Genomic DNA, 16,738 nt, shown 5'->3' with positions numbered 1-16,738 from the left:
GGAGCGAGGCTTGCCCGCGAAGGCATCAGCACATTCAAAGAGCGTGTCGGCTGTAATTGAGCCTTCGCGGGCAAGCCTCGCTCCTACAAGGGACTGGTTTAACCGTAGAAGTGGGGACGGTCAGGGAGTGCGACTTTGACGATCTGGCCGTTGTTCTGCGCCTCGATACAGGCATCCGCCGCGACAGCTGCGGCGTAACCGTCCCACGCCGAAGGTCCGCCGACCTGCCCGGCCCGTACGCCGTCGATAAATGCCTGCAACTCGACGTCATAGGCGGCGATGAACCGGTCCTTCCAGTCCATCAGAATCGCGTTGGACAGTTTCGCCCCGCTGCGCAATTGAACCTGCGACGGTTCCGGCAGTTTCGCGATGCCGGTCTCCCCCACAACTTCGCACTGGATGTCGTAGCCATACTGACAGTTGACGAAGACTTCCACGTCGATGCGCGTGCCCTTGGCGGTTTCCAGCAACACGATCTGCGGGTCTTTCAAATGAGCCAGGGCCTTGCTGGTCTTACGCGGGAACACCACTTGCACCGACACGTAATCGTCGTCGAGCAACCAGCGCAACACGTCCAGCTCATGGATCAGCGTGTCGGTGATCGCCATGTCGGTCTTATAGTTCTCGCCCACGGTCGGGTTACGGTGGGCGCAATGCAGCATCAGCGGCTCGCCGATCTGACCGCTGTCGATCACCGCTTTCAACGCCCGGTAACCTTCATCGTACGGACGCATGAAACCCACCTGCACCAAGCGCTTGCCGTGGGCCACCTCGGCCTCGACGATCTTGCGGCAGCCGTCGGCGGTGACTGCCAACGGCTTCTCGCAAAACACCGGTTTACCCGCCGCAATCGCCGCCAGTACAAACTCTTCGTGGCTCGGTCCCCAGGACGTGACGAGGATCGCCTCGACGTCCGGTGCCTTGATCAGCGCGTGGCCGTCGGGATAGACCTCGGCGGTCAGTTTCAGGTCGGAGACGACCTTGGCCGCTTGCTGCAAATTGATGTCGGTGACAGCGACCACCTGGCTGTTGAGCAAGGTCTGGCTGCAACGACGAATATGGTCCTGGCCGATGGCCCCGGTGCCGATGACGCCGATCCGCAACGAATGGGAAAACGAAGACATATACACACTCCTGTGGGTTTGTTTCAGGGCAATCAATATTGACGGGCCTTGGCCAGTCGTTCGTTGAGGGTTTTGGCCACTGCATCCGTGCGGGCGCTGGTGGAGACTTGCGCCACACCAACCCGCCACCACGACAGGTAGCCGTGAATCATGGTTTTGGGTAGAACCTTGATGTCGATCAGAGTCGATAGCGTCTGCAAGCGTGCATCCGCCAACGCGGCTTGCAGCTGCTCAACGGTGTTCACCTTGTAGGTCTTGCAGCCGTAGGCCGCCGCGCTCATGGCAAAATCCACCGGCACGAAGCCGCCATCGAGCTTGCCGGTGTCAGGATTTCGGAACCGGAACTCGGTGCCGAAGCTGTCCATGCCGTTGCCCATCTGCAGGTTGTTGATGCAGCCAAAGGTCATGTTGTCCAGCAGCACCACGTTGATCTTGCGACGCTCCTGGATCGAGGTGGCCAGCTCCGAGTGCAGCATCATGTAGGAGCCATCGCCCACCAGTGCATAGACTTCGCGCTCAGGCTCGGCGAGCTTGACCCCCAGTGCGGCGTTGACCTCATAACCCATGCACGAATAACCGTACTCGACGTGGTAGGTGTTCACGCCCTTGCTGCGCCAGCTACGCTGCAAGTCACCGGGCAAACTGCCGGCGGCGGCGACGATCACGGCGTCATCGGCCAGGGTCTCGTTAAGCACGCCGAGCACTCGGCTCTGGGTCAGGCAGGAGCCGGTCAGCTCAATGAATTCGCGCAGCACGGCCGGGTCCATGTGGTCGTTGATTTCCGGCACGAAGTCTTGGGTCTGGTACTCGACCTGATAAACACGGTCCACTTCTTCGTCCAGTTGCGCCCTGGCCTGTCGGGGTTGATCGCCCCAACTGGAGCGGTAGTCGCCAAGTGCTTCGGCCAATGCCTGCAAACCACTTTTGGCATCCGCCAGCAGTTGCACGCCGTCGAGCTTCAGGGCATCGCACGGGCTGATATTGAGGTTGAGAAATTGCACTTCGGGATGCTGGAACAAGGATTTCGACGCGGTGGTGAAATCGCTGTAGCGGGTGCCGATACCGATGATCAAGTCAGCCTCCCTGGCCAACAAATTCGCCGCCAGGCAACCGGTTTCGCCGATCCCGCCGACGTTCAACGGATGACTGGAGACCACCGCACTCTTGCCGGCCTGGGTTTCGGCGAAGGGGATATCGAAGCGCTCGGCAAAGGCCTGCAAGGAGCTGTTGGCGCCCGAGTATTTGACTCCGCCACCACAGATGATCAGCGGCTTGCGCTTGCCTTTAAACAGCGCCAGCGCATCCCCCAACATCGCTTCGGTGGCCGGACGACGTTCAATACGGTGCACGCGTTTTTGCAGGAAGTAATCGGGATAGTCGTACGCTTGGGCCTGTACGTCTTGTGGCAAGGCCAGGGTGACGGCACCGGTTTCGGCGGGGTCGGTGAGCACGCGCATGGCGTGGATCGCCGCGCTCATCAATTGCTCGGGACGGTTGATGCGATCCCAGTATTTGCTCACCGCCTTGAACGCATCGTTGGTGCTGATGCTCAGGTCGTGGAACTGCTCGATCTGTTGCAGCACCGGGTCGGGTTGGCGGCAGGCGTAGACATCGCCGGGTAACAACAGCAAGGGAATACGGTTGGCGGTGGCTGTTGCGGCGGCGGTCAACATGTTCGCCGCGCCAGGGCCGACCGATGCGGTGCAGGCGTAGATCTTGCGCCGCAAATGTTGCTTGGCAAAACCGATGGCGGCATGGGCCATGCCTTGTTCGTTGCGGCCCTGATGGACGATCAGATCGCCGCTGTCCTGCTCCAGGGCTTGCCCCAGGCCCAGCACATTGCCGTGGCCGAAAATGGTAAAGATCCCGGCGACGAATTTGCTCTGAACCCCATCGACCTCGATGTACTGGTTATCGAGGAATTTCACCAGGGCCTGGGCCATGGTCAGTCTTGTTGTGGTCATGCTTGCACCTTTTCCATATGCAAATCCGATCCCCTGTAGGAGCTGTGTAGGAGCTGTCGAGTGAAACGAGGCTGCGATCTTTTAAAACAAGATCAAAAGATCGCAGCCTTCGGCAGCTCCTACAGGGGAGATGTCAGGCCAGGGATTTTTGTAGGTGATCCATGCTCGCGCCGATTGCTTGCTGGATATCCGCCAGCCCATGGACGCTGTCGGCAAACGGTTCGAACGACAGGTAGCCGCTGTAGCCGCTGCTGAGCAAGGTGTCGATTTGTGCCGCGTTGCCGAGGATGTCGCCCTCGCCCACCAGCACCCGATGGCCGTCACGAATGGTCGCCAGCGGTGCCTCGGCATCTTCGACACCGGAGATGTGCACCAGCCCGGTCAACTCGGGGAAGAACTCATGCTCGCTGGCCAGGTGATGGTGGAAGGTGTCATGCACCAGGCGGAACACATCCAGCCCGCCGATGGCCTTGATGGCATCGACCGCCGTGCGTTTGCGCCGCAGCGAGCATTCTTCGAAACCCAGCGGTTCGATGAAACCGAGAATGCCGTGCTCGCGCAGGATCGGCGCCAGTTCACTCAATGCCGTGCGCAAGCCTGATGCGCGCTCGGCCTCACTGCGCGGATCGGCGCGGTCGTTCAACGGGCACATGACCAAACCCCGGGCACCGCAATCACGGGCATAGGCGGCAAGTTTCACGGCCTGCGCACGGCGTTCGTCATTCCACACATCAAACGGATACAGCGCGTTGATCGACAGCACGGTGATGCCTTTGGCCGCGCACAATTCACGCACGTGTTCAGGCGCGGTGCCGTCCTCGATCTCGACACCTTTAAGGTCGTTGCGGATCTCGATGGCGTCGGCCTTGAGGGTCACCGCCAATTCGATGAACAGCGGCAGGGACAAGCGTGGAGCGACCATACGATTCAGGGCGAAACGCAGGGGTTTGCTCATGTTTATTGTTCTCCGTACGGGTGATTATTTGGCGGTCGGCATGCTGAATTCAGGACCCTTGGCAATGCTGTCGGGCCAGCGCTGCATCACGCTTTTGTAGCGGCTGTAGAAGCGAATGCCTTCTTCGCCGTAGGCATGGTGATCACCGAACAACGAGCGTTTCCAGCCACCGAACGAATGCCAGGCCATGGGCACCGGAATCGGTACGTTGATGCCAACCATGCCGACCTTGATGCTGCGGGCAAACGAGCGGGCTATTCCGCCATCGCTGGTAAAGCACGACACGCCGTTGCCGAACTCATGGGCGTTGATCAGCGCCACGGCGCTGGCGAAGTCCGGTACGCGCACGATGCCCAGCACCGGGCCGAAAATTTCCTGCTGATAGATGCTCATCTCGGTCGTGACTTTGTCGAACAGCGTCGCGCCCACGAAGAAACCGTTCTCGGCCCCCGGCACCTTGAAGTGGCGCCCGTCGACGATCAGTTGCGCGCCCTGGGCCACGCCCTGATCGATGAAGCCTTCGACCTTGGCCTTGTGTTCGGCGGTGACTAGCGGCCCCATGTCGGTATCACCCTGCAGGCCGTTACCCACCTTCAACTGATCGATGCGCGGCAGCAGTTTGGCAATCAACCGATCGCCGACATCGCCAACGGCCACAGCAATCGAGATCGCCATGCAGCGCTCGCCGGCCGAACCATAGGCAGCACCGATCAGGGCGTCCGCCGCTTGATCCAGGTCGGCGTCAGGCATGACGATCATGTGGTTCTTTGCCCCGCCCAGCGCCTGCACACGCTTGCCTCGGGAGGTCGCCTGCTGGTGGATGTACTCGGCAATTGGCGTCGAACCGACAAAGGAAATCGCCTCGACATCCGGGTGCTGCAGTAAGGCGTCGACCGCAGTCTTGTCGCCCTGGACCACGTTGAACACACCGTCCGGCAAGCCGGCTTCGGTGAGCAGGCGGGCCATCAGCAGGCTGGCGGACGGATCGCGCTCGGAAGGTTTGAGGATGAAGCAGTTGCCGGTAACCAGCGCCAGCGGAATCATCCACAACGGCACCATCACCGGAAAGTTGAACGGCGTGACCCCGGCGCAAACACCCAAAGGCTGACGCAGGTTCCAGTTGTCGATGCCGCCGCCGATGTTGTCGCTGAACTCGGTCTTGAGCAGGTTCGGCGCACCGCAGGCGTATTCGACGATTTCGATGCCGCGGGTGACTTCGCCCTTGGCGTCCGAAAAAACCTTGCCGTGTTCGCGACTGATGATTTCAGCCAGTTCGTCGTGATGGCGGTCGAGCAACTCCTTGAACTTGAACATCACCCGCGAACGGCGCAGGGAGGATTGCTCGGACCAGGCTGGAAAGGCTTTCAAGGCCGAAGCGACCGCCTCGTCCACGGTCTTGTCGCTGGCCAGCCCGACACGCGCCTGGACGCTGCCGGTGGCCGGATTGAAGACGTCGCTGAATCGCTCGCTACCGCTGTCTTGCACCTGACCGTCGATGTAATGGCCTACAACCTGGGCGTTGCTCATTGTTCTTGTTCTCCATTCGAATGTTGCAATTCAGACGTGGGCATTCAGAGATCCAGCAGCCAGCTGTGCCGGGGATCGTTATGGAACTGCCAGACGCGTTTCGGACCGGCCATCACGTTCAAGTAATACGACTCGTAGCCGTATGGGACGCTGACTGGGTGATAGCCCTTGGGCACGACCACCAGGTCGCTGTTTTCCACGGCCATGGCCTGGTCGATACTGCGGTCGTCGGTGTAGACCCGTTGGAACACGAAGCCCTGGGGCGGGTTGATCTGGTGGTAATAGGTTTCTTCGAGAAAGCTCTGGTGCGGCAGATCATCGGTGTCGTGCTTGTGCGGCGGGTAGCTCGAGGAGTGCCCCGAAGGCGTGCGCACTTCCACCACCAACAGTGAATGGGCCGGTTCGCTGTCCGGCAAAATGTCGCAGACGTAGCGAGTGTTGGCGCCCTTGCCACGGACGCTGCGTTTCATGGTTTCAGGTTTGATCAGGCGTGGGCCGTGGCTTTCGCTGGTCGAACCGGGTGCGGCGCAGACGGCGATTTGCACATCGCTCAACGCCACCACCTGAACCTGGCTGCCAGGCGGCAAATACGCGGCGAACGGCGATTTGTCTTCGAACACCGACTGACGATCACCGATGTTGTCCCAGTCGAACGCCCCCTGCCCCGGCGCCTCGCCCTTGATGCTGACCCGGCCGCTGAGCAGCACCAGGCACAGTTCCTTATCACCGGCAGCGACCGGCATGTTGTCACCGAGACTCAAGCGGTAAGCGGCGAAACCGACGTACTCAAGCTCACCTTTACCCAACTCGACCATGGTCCGGCCACGGGCATTGCTTTTGACCAGCAGGCTCATCGTGCAGTCCTCTCGTCGAGCAACGCACGCAAGGTGTCGTAGCCTTTTTTCGCATAGGCATAACTCGGCGCCACCGCCGGGTCCTGCTCGGCTTCGACCACCAGCCAGCCGTGATAATCGGCCACCAGCAGCACATTCAGCAGTTGCGTGAAGTCGATATCGCCATCCCCCGGCACGGTGAAGGTGCCGTTGATGATGCAGTCCGGGAAGCTCCACAGGTTGTTGCGTGCCAATTGCACGACCGGTTTACGCACGTCCTTGAAATGCACATGGCAGATACGCGAGATGTGTTTGCGCAGCACCTGCAACGGATCACCGCCCCCCATGTAGCAATGACCCGAATCGAACAGCAGGCCGACTTCACTGCCGGTCAATGCCATCAGGGTATCGATGTCCGAGGGCGATTCGACGTAGGCGCCCATGTGGTGGTGATAGGCCAGGCGTACCCCTTGGGACAGGGTGAAGCGAGCCAGCTCGGTCAGTTTGTCGGCGTAATGCTGCCACGCCTGTTCGGTGTGAAAACGCGGGCGTTCGACCAGAGGGATGCGCTGGCCTTGAATGGAGTCAGCGACTTCACCGTACACCAGCACCTTGGCGCCGTTCTTCGCCAGCAGCTCGACATGGTTGCCAATGGCGTCGATTTCCTCGGCCACGGAGCGGCGTGCCAGGCGACTGGAGTACCAGCCGGACACCAGCGCCAAGTCATACGGACGCAGCACATCGCCAACACCTTTGGCGTCCTTGGGAAACTTGCCGTTGAGCTCGAAACCTTCGTAGCCGATTGCCTTGCCTTCGGCGAGGGCGGTGCTCAGCGGCGTCTCGCCGCCGAGGGACGGCAGGTCGTCGTTGCTCCAGGAAATCGGGTTGATGCCAATTCGGATAGCGGGCATGGCTGCACCTTTTATTGTTTTCTGTATGAAATCTCTGCAGACCGACCCTGTAGGAGCAAAGCTTGCTCGCGATGCATTTGGCGTTTTTAAGGGCCCCATCGCGGGCAAGCCATGCTCCTACAGGTGATCGGCGTGTCAGGCGCGGGCCGTTCGCCAGGCATCGATCAGTTCGACGAAGGTGCCTTGCACCTGACGGATCAGCGCTTCGTCGTCAATCTCTCCGGCCAACCAGGCGCGGCTTGGCTCCTGGAAAATCGTGCGGCCGACGGCAAAGCCGCGACAGGTCTGGCTTTGGCTGGCTTGCTGGAAGCCCTCGGCCAATGCGCTCGCTGGCGCATTCAGGCCCAGCAGCACCACGCCACGGCAGTACGGATCGCGCTCTTGAATCAGTTCGTCGAGTTGCTTCCACTCATCAATGCTTTGCGCTTCGATCTTCCACCACGCCGGGTAGATGCCCAGGTTGTAGAGGCGCTTGAGTGCGCGATACAGCACGTCCGGGTGCGTCGAGGGGTGGTCCTTGGGCGGGATGATTTCCAGCAGCAGTTCGTGACCGCTGACTTGCGAGGCCTGATACAAACCCTTGATCTGCGCTTCCTGTTCCAGGCGCAGCATGGGCTCGTCGTCCGGGTGGAATTGCACCAGGCATTTGATGATTTGCTCTTGTGGCCAGGCCATCAGGTTGCTGCCGATCGATCGCCCGTGTTCGAACGCCAATGGGCGGGAGCCTTGTACCTCGACCGGTCGCGCCACCCACCAGCCACGACCGGTGGCGGCGTTCAGCGAGTCCTGGCCGAAGCGCTGGTCCGCCAGCAGCCCGACATCGGCCTCGACGCCCTGCTCGCGCAAATCGCTTTCGACCCGCTCCACGGCTTTGATGAAGAGTTGCTTGAGTTCGCCGATAGCGCCGAGGTCGCGTCCGCCCTTCTGGGCCAGTTCCACCAGTTGCCCGCGATGGTCGAAGGCAAAGATGAACAGTTGCTTCCACTGTTTGCGCGGCACACTGACCTGATGCAGACGTTGCAGCGTGACGTCCTGATCGGGCCGAGTGATCGGCACCGGACTGTTGAACAGGTAATCAAGTTCGGCGCGGGTGGGCATCGCCGGGGCGCAGGCATGGCGCGAGACCACCAGGCCGCCGCAGGCGTTGGCCAACTGACAGCAACGCTCATCGCTGGCGTCTTCCAGCCAACCGCTGAGAAAGCCTGACATGAAGGCGTCGCCCGCCCCCAGTACATTCAGCACTTCGACGCGAACGCCCGGATAAATCGCACCGTCTTCGAGACGCTCCGGGATCGCGCCGTGAATCACCGTGCACCCTTGCGGACCGAGCTTGACCACCAGCGTCGCGTCGCTCAAGCGACGAACATTGCGCAGCGCGGTGAGCAACTCCTCGGAGCCGCCGGCAATCAGAAACTCCTCTTCGGTGCCGACGATCAGATCGAATCGCGGGAGGATTTTCTGCACGTGCTGGCTGACGTTCTGGTCGGCAACAAAACGGGTTTCACCGTCCGCCTTGCCAGCCAAACCCCAGAGCACTGGGCGATAGTCGATGTCCAGCACCCGTTTGACGTTGTGCTTTTCGGCGTAGTCCAGCGCCTGGATGCTCGCCTTGTAGACACCCTCGGTAGAGAAATGCGTGCCGGTGATCAGCAAGGCTTTGCTGGAAGCGATAAAGGCTTCGCTGATGTCTTGAGCCCGTAGCGCCATGTCGGCGCAGTTTTCGCGGTAGAACACCAGTGGAAAAGTTTCGCGGTCCTTCAGGCCGAGCAATACCATCGCGGTCAGTCGCTCCGGATCGACCTTGATGCCGCTGACATCACAGCCTTCGCGGGCCAGGGATTCGACCAGGAAACGCCCCATGTGATCATCCCCTACCCGACTCAGCATGGCCGATTTGAGTCCCAACCGGGCCGTGCCGAAGGCGATGTTGGCGGATGAGCCGCCCAGGTATTTGGCGAAGCTGCTCACATCCTCCAACCGGGCCCCGACTTGCTGTGCATAGAGGTCGACGCCGAGGCGCCCCAGGCAAATCAGATCCAATTGACGTCCACTGGCAAAACGAGTCTGGCCCATGTTGGCTCCTGTTATTTTTATCAGCCTGCGTTCAGGGCGAAGACCGCGCCGAACACGCTTGGTGGATGCAGACTAAAACGACCGGGAATGAACAATCAATAATTTTTCTAATTATTTTTTACGTGGAATATTTTTTCCAATAAACTTTGGTACACGCGTTCCAGACGTCGTGCATCGTTTCAGCACGCTCGCCACGACTGCACACTCAAGATTTTGTCCGGGCCTACCCTGTAGACTGCGTACAGCCAACCTATTGTCTGGGGCGAGATGAAAAATCGTCGCTATAAGAACAAGCCAAGAACAAGCCAGAAGGATTCCTTATGTCCCGCACCGATCAGCCGGCTACGACCGAGAGCTCGTCCGAGAACGACCTTGCCAGCCCACCGATCAATGCCGAGCGTCTGCTGCAGCTGATCACCCAGGAATACGAAAGCCTGCCGCGCCAGCTCAAACGCATCGCCAGCTACATGAGCCAGCAAAGCGACCGGATCATGGTCGACCGGATCAGCGACATCGCCCGCGAGTGTGAAGTGCACCCGTCAGCCATCGTGCGGTTTTCCCAGCGTTTCGGCTTCAGCGGCTTCAGCGAAATGCAGGCGTTGTTCCGCGAGGCCTACACCCACAAAACCACACCGGTACAGAACTACCAGCAACGCATTCGCAGCATGATCGCCAACAAGTCGCAGAAGGCCAGTGGCGGCGACCTGGCGCGCGAGTGCATCAACGCCACCCTGTCGGGCATTGAACGACTGGGGCTGGAGCTCGATGACCAAGCCTTCGACAAGGCCGTGGACCTGGTGGTCAATGCCGACAACATCTACGTGGTCGGCGTGCGCCGTTCGTTCGCGGTGGCCGATTACCTGGTCTACAACCTGCAACACACCAACAAGCGCATCCATCTGGTGTCCGGGCTCGGTGGCAGCTATCGCGAGCAGATGCGCAGCGTGCGCGCCAATGACTTGGTGATCGCCATCAGCTTCACGCCGTATGGCAAGGAAACCCAGCATTGCCTGCGCATTGCCCAGCACCATCAGGCGAAAACCCTGATCATCACCGACAGCAACCTCTCGCCCCTGGCCAAGCGCGCCAACACAGTGCTGCTGGTCAACGAAGGCAGCTCGTTCGCCTTCCGTTCATTGAGCGCGACGTTGTGCCTGTGCCAGGCGCTGTTTATCGCCGTGGCCTATCGGCTGGAGCTGAAGGTCGATGAGATTCGCGAACAGGTCGACTTCGAAGACTGACCAAGAGGCAGGCGTTACCGCTCCAGACGGACAGAAAAGAATATTTATTCCACAAATTGATATGTGAGAATAATTATTCTATAAATTGGATCTCTGAAAACAAGAATCCAAAGGATCCTGTCATGCGCGAACTCGGAATCGGACTTATCGGCACGGGCTTCATGGGCCGTGCCCATGCCCTGGCCTTTCGTAACGTCAGTGCGGCCTTCGCACTGCCCTTCACGCTTCGCCTCGCCGCCCTGGCCGACGCCGATCCCATTCGAGCGCAATCCTGCGCCACGGCGTGGGGCTTTGAGCAGGCCCACAGCAACTGGCAGCAGTTGATCGATGACCCCAAAGTCAACCTGATCGCCATCACCACCCCCAATCACCTGCACTACCCCATGGCCATGGCCGCGATAGCCGCGGGCAAACCGGTGTACTGCGAAAAACCGCTGGCAGTGAATCTTGAACAAGCCAATGCGATGCACCTGGCGGCCAAGGACGCCGGCGTCGTCACCCGCGTCGGCTACAACTACCAGCACAACCCGATCATTGGCCTGGCCCGTGAGCTGATTCGCAGTGGCAGCCTCGGCCAGATCATCAGCTTCCAAGGCGAATTCAGCGAAGACTTCATGGCCGATCCGGCGTCTCCCTGGTCGTGGCGTTGTGAGCCCGAACATGCCGGTGGGGCGTTGGCGGATCTGGGCAGCCACTTGCTCGCCATGGCGCGCTATCTGCTGGGCCCTGTGGAAGCGGTGTGCGCCGATTCCCAGACCGTGCACCGCCAGCGTCCGGTCTCGGCCGGTAGCCAGGAGCAACGCAGCATTGCCGTCGACGATCAGGCCCATGCCTTGTTGCGCTTTGCCAGCGGTGCGCGTGGCACCTTCAGCAGCAGTTGGCTCAAGCATGGTTACAAAAATCATCTGAGCTTCGAGATCAGTGGTACCCAAGGCACCCTGTCGTTCGATCAGGAACGTTTGAATGAGCTGCGCCTGTGTCGCGTTGGCCAGGATGGTTTCCAACGTTTGCTGGCCGGGCCGAACCTGCCCGGTTACGCCGCGTTCAGTCCCGCACCGGGCCACCAGTTGGGCTACAACGAGTTGAAAACGCTGGAAGTGCATGAGCTGATCATGGCCCTGGCCGGGCACGGACAAGCGGGTACAGACTTCGAGCAAGCCTTTGAAGTGGAGCGCTTGGCGACGGCAATTCGATTGGCTGCGCGGGACCAGCGCTGGGTCAATATCAACGAGGTTTGATCGCCGATCAGGCTGCGCCGCACAGCGCAGCCTTTACCCTTGGACGTGATCGGTGACATCAATCTTTTGACTGAGCCGTTGGCACTTGGCAGCTGCTCCAGACCTCCCGTATCAACGCCTTCAATATCAACGCCTCCTCCCAGCGATCCGTGATGTCACGCCCATCAGCCCCCGTGATCGCATAGGGTGGCGGGCCAAGTTCGCAGGTGAACGACAGGCTGGCGGGTGTATCCGGGCGGGCCAGCCAATCCTCGATCCCGTAGCGCCACCACCCCAGGAATCGCTCCAGCCAAGGGCGGTGTTGGGTGAAGCTCAAGGGCACCTGAACCTGTTCGCCATTGGCGACCCGGCCGTGAAAACCCCAACTGTGGCGCAGGATTTTGTGAATCTGTGCGTCGTCTTCGGCGGAGGCCGATTCAGGCAATTCGCGTCCCACGACGTAGTGGGACAAGTCGGCCAGCAGCTTGAGGTCGGGCATGTGCGCGAGAATGTCGAGGGTGAATAACAGGTCATTGGTAAGGCGATAGCGGTGGGTTTCCAGCAGGATCGGAAAGTCCACCTGCTCGGCCAGGCGCTGCCAGCCTTCGATCAGTTCGATGGCTTGCGCCAGTGAACGCGGTCGAACGTCGGCCTGTAGCGTGAGATGGTGGCAGCCGTGGCGGGAGGCGACATCAAGTGCGATAGCCAGATCATCCACGGTCCGGGGGAACAATTGACCTTCGATGTGCAAGCCTTGCGCCTTGGCCGCGGCACTCAAGCGTGCAGCCTGTGGCGCATCCCAAAAATGGTCGGTGATCCCATCGAAACCGGCGGCGGCAATTTTTTCCAGTTGCGCCTCTATGGACAGCTCGCATTGACCACGGTGATCTTGCATGGCCCACAGGGACTGGAACACCAGGAATTGGCGCATATCAACTCCTCAACAATTGTTTGAGCGAGACATCGGCATCGGCCAAGACGCTGACTGCCAAGGGCTGACCGAGGGTGATCAGCCGCTCGCATAACTTGATGTCCTTGGCCACGCTATTGCCCTGGCCCCAGCCACAAGCCCCCAGCAGACGCTGTTCGGCATCGAGGTAGAACAACAGCAAGCCACCACCGGCAGTTACCCGGCTCACCGTCGGTTCGCCGTTGGCGATGACGCCTGTGATTTGCAGTCCCCAATCGTACTGATCCGACCAAAAGCCGGGAATGACATCGAAAGACTGCTCGCGCCCCAGCAAACTCAGTGCGGCGTGATGGCCCTGGGTTTCGGCGTTGCGCCAGGTTTCCTGACGCTGGAATCCGCCTTGCGGGTGCAGGCGAAACTCACAGACGTCGCCAGCGGCAAAGATGTCCGGCGCACTGGTGCGCAGCCGGGCATCAACGCGAATGCCCTGCCCTACTTCCAACCCGGCGGCCACCGCCAATTCGGTGTTGGGTTGCATGCCGATGCCCACCACGATCAGATCGCAGGGCAGCGACTGGCCGTCGACCAGTTGCACCGCCTCGGCGCGCGTGGTGCCCTGGACCATTTCGATGACCACGTTCAGTCGCACATCCACGCCGTGATGACGATGCAACTCCAGCAGGGCACTGGACAAGCGCTCCGGCAGCACGCGGCCCGCCAGGCGCGGTCCGGCTTCGAGCAAGGTCACCGTGCAACCCAGAGTGCGAGCCGTCGCGGCAACTTCGAGGCCGATAAAACCGCCGCCGATAATCACCAATCGGGTGCCTGGCCGCAGCGAGTCGCGCAGTGCGATTGCTTCGTCATGGGTCCGCAGATACAGAACGTTGTGCAGATGCCCGGGCAACGAGGGCAACCGCCGCGCCCGGCCTCCGGTCGCGAGCAACAACCGGGCGTAGTGCAACCAACGGCCGTCGGCCAACTGCAATCGATGCTGCGCCGGATCAAGTTTTTTCACCGGGTTGCCGGCCAGGTGCTCGATGTCCAGTTCAACCAGTCGAGTGCTGTCGCACACACTGAAACCGGCCAGCTCAACGGTGCCCTGTAGCAAGCCCTTGGACAGTGGTGGTCGTTCGTAGGGCGCGTGGAATTCGTCGCCGATGAGAATCAGGCGACCTGTATAACCTTCGGCCCGAAGGGTCAGAGCCGCACGGCCACCGGCATGCCCGGCGCCCACGATAACCAATGGAGCATTGGCAGCATTCATGGCACAGACTCCAGGCAGTTAAACCGAAATGGCGAGCCAGACACGCCCCGCCTCGACCCGGACCGGATAGGTCTTGAGGTTGACGCACACCGGCGCCCCCAGGGCTTTGCCGGAGCGGTAGTCGAAGCGTCCGTTGTGCTTGGGGCACTCGATGACATGCTCCATCACCAAGCCATCGGCGAGGTGAATGGACTCATGGGTGCACAGGCCCGCTGTGGCGAAGAACTCGTCGTCTGCGGAGCGGTAGACGGCATAGGTGTGGGGGCCATGGTCGAAACGAATGACATCCTCTTCATTTATTTCGCCCACGGCACAGACATCGATCCATTGCTCGGTCATGGCGTTCTCTCTTGTAGGGGGACAGACAGGAAGGTGTCAGGCCGGCGTGGCTTCAGATTCTGCCGGGGCGCTGGCGGCTGGCGTTGCCCGTTGTGGCAACGGACGATGGACGAAATGGCTGGGGTCTTTGCGCTGTTTCCAGATCGTCGAGAGGACTTCGCGCAATGCCTCGAAGAGACTGGTGTACGGCGGTGGGCAGTCGTGGCGAATTTCTTCGTGAAGCTGCGCCAGCGCATGAAACGGCACCATCGGGTACATGTGATGCTCGAGGTGATAGTTCATGTCGAGGTACAGAAAACGCAGCACCGGGTTCATGTAAATGGTCCGGCAGTTGCTGCGATGATCGAGCACATCCTCGGCCAGGCCGACGTGCTGCGTCAGGCCGAACAGGTAGGACAGCCAACCTCCGTACAGGGTCGGCAACCCGATAAACATCAGCGGCAACCAGCTTTGCAGATACAGCGCAGCCGCCAGCGTCAGCCCGTAAATCACCAGCCAGATGCGCGCGGCCAAAAAGACCTTGGGCCACTCGGATTCGGGGATGAACGTTTGCTCTTCTTCAGCCATTCGCCCGGTCGCATGCCGCCACACCGACGCCATCGTCTTGATCGCATACGGCATCCTGACCAGGCTCAGCATCATCATGATCAGGCTGGGCGGGCGCGGCTCGACGATCTCAGGGTCGCGTCCGACGATAATGGTGTCGGTGTGGTGCCGGGCGTGGCTCCAGCGCCAGACATGGGGTTCGAACATGAACATGAAGCTCGACAACTGGTAGACCGCATCATTCATCCAACGGGTTTTGAATGCCGTTCCATGACCGGTTTCGTGCCAGCGGGCATTGGACGCCGTGCCATAGAGCAGGCCATAGGCGATGAAGAATGGGACGCAGGCCCAGGAGCCCCAGAACCAGTACCCGCCGAACCCGGTCACGACCATCGCCAGCAACCAGATCGCGGTATCGCGCAAGGCCGGGCCGTCGCGGCGCTGCATCAGTTCCTTCATGCGTTTACGGGAAATGGGCGATTGATACCAGTCCGCCGAGACCAGGCCTTTTTGCGCGGCCTTGGCAGCCTCGGGCCCCGTCAATCGATAATCCCGACGCTGGGGTTTATCGGGGTTTTCACATGCTGCGTTTTGTTCAGGCATTTTATTGTTCTCCGCAAGCTTGATGGTTTGAGGCACCTGCTTCGATGCGCGATCGCATCGTTGGAGAAAAGATAGAGAGCACGCAGATCACCCTCAATCCCTTGAATACATTCCCTATCAAGCTATCATCCAGGCCCATTGAAGCTTGATAGTTTTCTATCAAGGCACCGGGGGCTCGCCATGAACAAAACCAAACGCCCAACCATCGCCACTGTCGCCGAACAGGCTGGCTTGAGTGTCGCCACCGTAGATCGGGTGCTCAATGCCAGGGCCCCGGTGAACCCCGAAACCGCCGAGCAGGTATTCCAGGCCGCCGAGGCGGTGGGGTATTTCGCGGCCCGGCTGATCGGCCAGCGGATCAGGGAACGACGCCCCAGCTATCGCTTCGGCATCCTGTTGCTCGGCACCGCCCAGGCGTTCTATGCCAACGTTGCCGCCGCCATCACCGAGGCGGCGCAGCGCCAGACCGGCGCCAACCTCAGCTGCCAATTCGAGTACGTTTTCGATCGCTCACCCAACGCCATCATTGCCCAGATCGAGCAACTGGCGGTGCAGTGCGATGGCCTGGCCGTGGTCAGCTTCGCTCACCCGCTGATCAACGCCGCCATCGCCCAGATCAGGGAAGCGGGCGTACCCGTGATCGCACTGCTGTCGGACATCCACGAGGCGGCCAATGAGCCTTATGTCGGCCAGGATAATCATGAAGTCGGACGCACCATGGGATGGCTGCTGGCGCACACTTGCGGCGCCCGAAAAGGCAGTGTCGGAGTGCTGCTGGGCGGCCACCGCTTTCTCGGCCATCAGGCGCGGGTGGAAGGGCTGCACAGTTACCTGACGGAGCACGCGCCGGGGTTGAAGCTACTCGAAGCGGTGATCAATCTGGATAACTGTGACGTCACCGAAGAAGCCACGCTGGAACTGCTGGCGCGTCATGACGACTTGCGAGGGTTGTGTGTGGTCGGCGGTGGCGGCGACGGCATCATCAGTGCCCTGTCACAACTGCCCAGGCAACCCTCGCTGTGCAGCATCCTGATGGAATCGACGGAACTCTCGCGCCAAGCCCTCGCCCAGGGAATGATCAGCCTGGTCATCGACTCCCAGCCGCGGTTGCTGGCGGCAGCACTGGTCGACCTGCTGATCGAACTGCAAACCGCGCCGGACTTCGATCCTGCCCGGCATCGAATTCATATTCCGTTGCAGATCGTGACTTCAGAAAATGCACGCGGCTGAG

Annotated in this window: 14 protein-coding genes; 3 read left to right on the top strand and 11 right to left on the bottom strand. The window is 60.5% G+C overall.

Going from position 1 to position 16,738, the window contains the following annotated elements; all coding sequences use genetic code 11:
* Positions 1–98: 98 nt before the first annotated feature.
* The 7 genes from ABTV22_RS10450 to ABTV22_RS10420 all read right to left on the bottom strand — a co-directional run bounded on the left by ABTV22_RS10450 (position 99) and on the right by ABTV22_RS10420 (position 9,387).
* Positions 99–1,124 carry a Gfo/Idh/MocA family protein gene (locus ABTV22_RS10450; protein ID WP_433739926.1) on the bottom strand — a complete coding sequence of 342 codons (1,026 nt, stop codon included), beginning with the start codon at positions 1,122–1,124 and terminating at the stop codon, positions 99–101.
* A 32-nt stretch (positions 1,125–1,156) separates the two neighbouring features.
* Positions 1,157–3,088, bottom strand: a complete 1,932-nt coding sequence (gene iolD, locus ABTV22_RS10445; RefSeq protein WP_433739924.1) for a 3D-(3,5/4)-trihydroxycyclohexane-1,2-dione acylhydrolase (decyclizing) — start codon at positions 3,086–3,088, stop codon at positions 1,157–1,159.
* A 133-nt stretch (positions 3,089–3,221) separates the two neighbouring features.
* Complete coding sequence (locus ABTV22_RS10440; RefSeq protein ID WP_433739922.1) at positions 3,222–4,043, bottom strand: TIM barrel protein; 822 nt, start codon at positions 4,041–4,043, stop codon at positions 3,222–3,224.
* Positions 4,044–4,067: 24 nt separating this feature from the next.
* On the bottom strand, positions 4,068–5,570 hold the full coding sequence (locus ABTV22_RS10435) for a CoA-acylating methylmalonate-semialdehyde dehydrogenase (protein ID WP_433739920.1): 1,503 nt from the start codon (positions 5,568–5,570) through the stop codon (positions 4,068–4,070).
* 44 nt (positions 5,571–5,614) lie between these two features.
* Positions 5,615–6,424 carry a 5-deoxy-glucuronate isomerase gene (gene iolB / locus ABTV22_RS10430; RefSeq protein ID WP_433739918.1) on the bottom strand — a complete coding sequence of 270 codons (810 nt, stop codon included), beginning with the start codon at positions 6,422–6,424 and terminating at the stop codon, positions 5,615–5,617.
* Positions 6,421–7,314: a myo-inosose-2 dehydratase gene (gene iolE / locus ABTV22_RS10425; RefSeq protein WP_433739916.1), complete on the bottom strand. Its 894-nt coding sequence runs from the start codon at positions 7,312–7,314 to the stop codon at positions 6,421–6,423. The genes iolB and iolE overlap by 4 nt, the downstream gene beginning before the upstream one ends.
* Positions 7,315–7,449: 135 nt before the next feature.
* On the bottom strand, positions 7,450–9,387 hold the full coding sequence (locus ABTV22_RS10420; protein WP_433739914.1) for a bifunctional 5-dehydro-2-deoxygluconokinase/5-dehydro-2-deoxyphosphogluconate aldolase: 1,938 nt from the start codon (positions 9,385–9,387) through the stop codon (positions 7,450–7,452).
* Between the two features lie 320 nt (positions 9,388–9,707).
* Between ABTV22_RS10420 and ABTV22_RS10415 the strand changes: the two genes are divergently transcribed.
* Positions 9,708–10,628, top strand: coding sequence for a MurR/RpiR family transcriptional regulator (locus tag ABTV22_RS10415; protein WP_433739912.1), 921 nt, complete (start codon positions 9,708–9,710; stop codon positions 10,626–10,628).
* A gap of 122 nt (positions 10,629–10,750) precedes the next feature.
* Positions 10,751–11,866, top strand: a complete 1,116-nt coding sequence (locus ABTV22_RS10410; RefSeq protein WP_433739911.1) for a Gfo/Idh/MocA family protein — start codon at positions 10,751–10,753, stop codon at positions 11,864–11,866.
* Between the two features lie 58 nt (positions 11,867–11,924).
* On the opposite strand, the gene ABTV22_RS10405 is transcribed toward ABTV22_RS10410, so the two are convergent.
* From ABTV22_RS10405 to ABTV22_RS10390, 4 genes are read right to left on the bottom strand one after another with little or no spacing between them, the layout of a single operon-like run.
* Positions 11,925–12,776 carry a sugar phosphate isomerase/epimerase gene (locus tag ABTV22_RS10405; protein WP_433739909.1) on the bottom strand — a complete coding sequence of 284 codons (852 nt, stop codon included), beginning with the start codon at positions 12,774–12,776 and terminating at the stop codon, positions 11,925–11,927.
* 1 nt (position 12,777) lies between these two features.
* On the bottom strand, positions 12,778–14,019 hold the full coding sequence (locus ABTV22_RS10400; protein WP_433739908.1) for an NAD(P)/FAD-dependent oxidoreductase: 1,242 nt from the start codon (positions 14,017–14,019) through the stop codon (positions 12,778–12,780).
* A gap of 18 nt (positions 14,020–14,037) precedes the next feature.
* Positions 14,038–14,358 (bottom strand): MocE family 2Fe-2S type ferredoxin, encoded by a 321-nt coding sequence (locus ABTV22_RS10395; RefSeq protein WP_433739906.1) that lies wholly within the window; start codon positions 14,356–14,358, stop codon positions 14,038–14,040.
* A gap of 36 nt (positions 14,359–14,394) precedes the next feature.
* Positions 14,395–15,507 carry a fatty acid desaturase family protein gene (locus ABTV22_RS10390; RefSeq protein WP_433739904.1) on the bottom strand — a complete coding sequence of 371 codons (1,113 nt, stop codon included), beginning with the start codon at positions 15,505–15,507 and terminating at the stop codon, positions 14,395–14,397.
* A gap of 180 nt (positions 15,508–15,687) precedes the next feature.
* Between ABTV22_RS10390 and ABTV22_RS10385 the strand changes: the two genes are divergently transcribed.
* Positions 15,688–16,737 carry a LacI family DNA-binding transcriptional regulator gene (locus ABTV22_RS10385; protein WP_433739902.1) on the top strand — a complete coding sequence of 350 codons (1,050 nt, stop codon included), beginning with the start codon at positions 15,688–15,690 and terminating at the stop codon, positions 16,735–16,737.
* Position 16,738 lies beyond the last annotated feature (1 nt).

The organism is Pseudomonas putida (genome assembly GCF_050990305.1).
Classification (GTDB): Bacteria; Pseudomonadota; Gammaproteobacteria; order Pseudomonadales; family Pseudomonadaceae; genus Aquipseudomonas; species Aquipseudomonas putida_AH.
The sequence above is the reverse complement of the archived record's forward strand: the minus strand, read 5'-3'. Positions and strand labels throughout refer to the sequence as shown.

What these genes read in the sequence shown, in the direction of transcription:
- iolD (WP_433739924.1), bottom strand. Translation starts at nt 3,088, where the DNA reads ATGACCACAACAAGACTGACCATGGCCCAGGCCCTGGTGAAATTCCTC.
- ABTV22_RS10395 (WP_433739906.1), bottom strand. Translation starts at nt 14,358, where the DNA reads ATGACCGAGCAATGGATCGATGTCTGTGCCGTGGGCGAAATAAATGAA.
- ABTV22_RS10405 (WP_433739909.1), bottom strand. Translation starts at nt 12,776, where the DNA reads ATGCGCCAATTCCTGGTGTTCCAGTCCCTGTGGGCCATGCAAGATCAC.
- ABTV22_RS10385 (WP_433739902.1), top strand. Translation starts at nt 15,688, where the DNA reads ATGAACAAAACCAAACGCCCAACCATCGCCACTGTCGCCGAACAGGCT.
- ABTV22_RS10420 (WP_433739914.1), bottom strand. Translation starts at nt 9,387, where the DNA reads ATGGGCCAGACTCGTTTTGCCAGTGGACGTCAATTGGATCTGATTTGC.
- ABTV22_RS10390 (WP_433739904.1), bottom strand. Translation starts at nt 15,507, where the DNA reads ATGCCTGAACAAAACGCAGCATGTGAAAACCCCGATAAACCCCAGCGT.
- iolB (WP_433739918.1), bottom strand. Translation starts at nt 6,424, where the DNA reads ATGAGCCTGCTGGTCAAAAGCAATGCCCGTGGCCGGACCATGGTCGAG.
- ABTV22_RS10440 (WP_433739922.1), bottom strand. Translation starts at nt 4,043, where the DNA reads ATGAGCAAACCCCTGCGTTTCGCCCTGAATCGTATGGTCGCTCCACGC.
- ABTV22_RS10400 (WP_433739908.1), bottom strand. Translation starts at nt 14,019, where the DNA reads ATGAATGCTGCCAATGCTCCATTGGTTATCGTGGGCGCCGGGCATGCC.
- ABTV22_RS10435 (WP_433739920.1), bottom strand. Translation starts at nt 5,570, where the DNA reads ATGAGCAACGCCCAGGTTGTAGGCCATTACATCGACGGTCAGGTGCAA.
- iolE (WP_433739916.1), bottom strand. Translation starts at nt 7,314, where the DNA reads ATGCCCGCTATCCGAATTGGCATCAACCCGATTTCCTGGAGCAACGAC.
- ABTV22_RS10410 (WP_433739911.1), top strand. Translation starts at nt 10,751, where the DNA reads ATGCGCGAACTCGGAATCGGACTTATCGGCACGGGCTTCATGGGCCGT.
- ABTV22_RS10415 (WP_433739912.1), top strand. Translation starts at nt 9,708, where the DNA reads ATGTCCCGCACCGATCAGCCGGCTACGACCGAGAGCTCGTCCGAGAAC.
- ABTV22_RS10450 (WP_433739926.1), bottom strand. Translation starts at nt 1,124, where the DNA reads ATGTCTTCGTTTTCCCATTCGTTGCGGATCGGCGTCATCGGCACCGGG.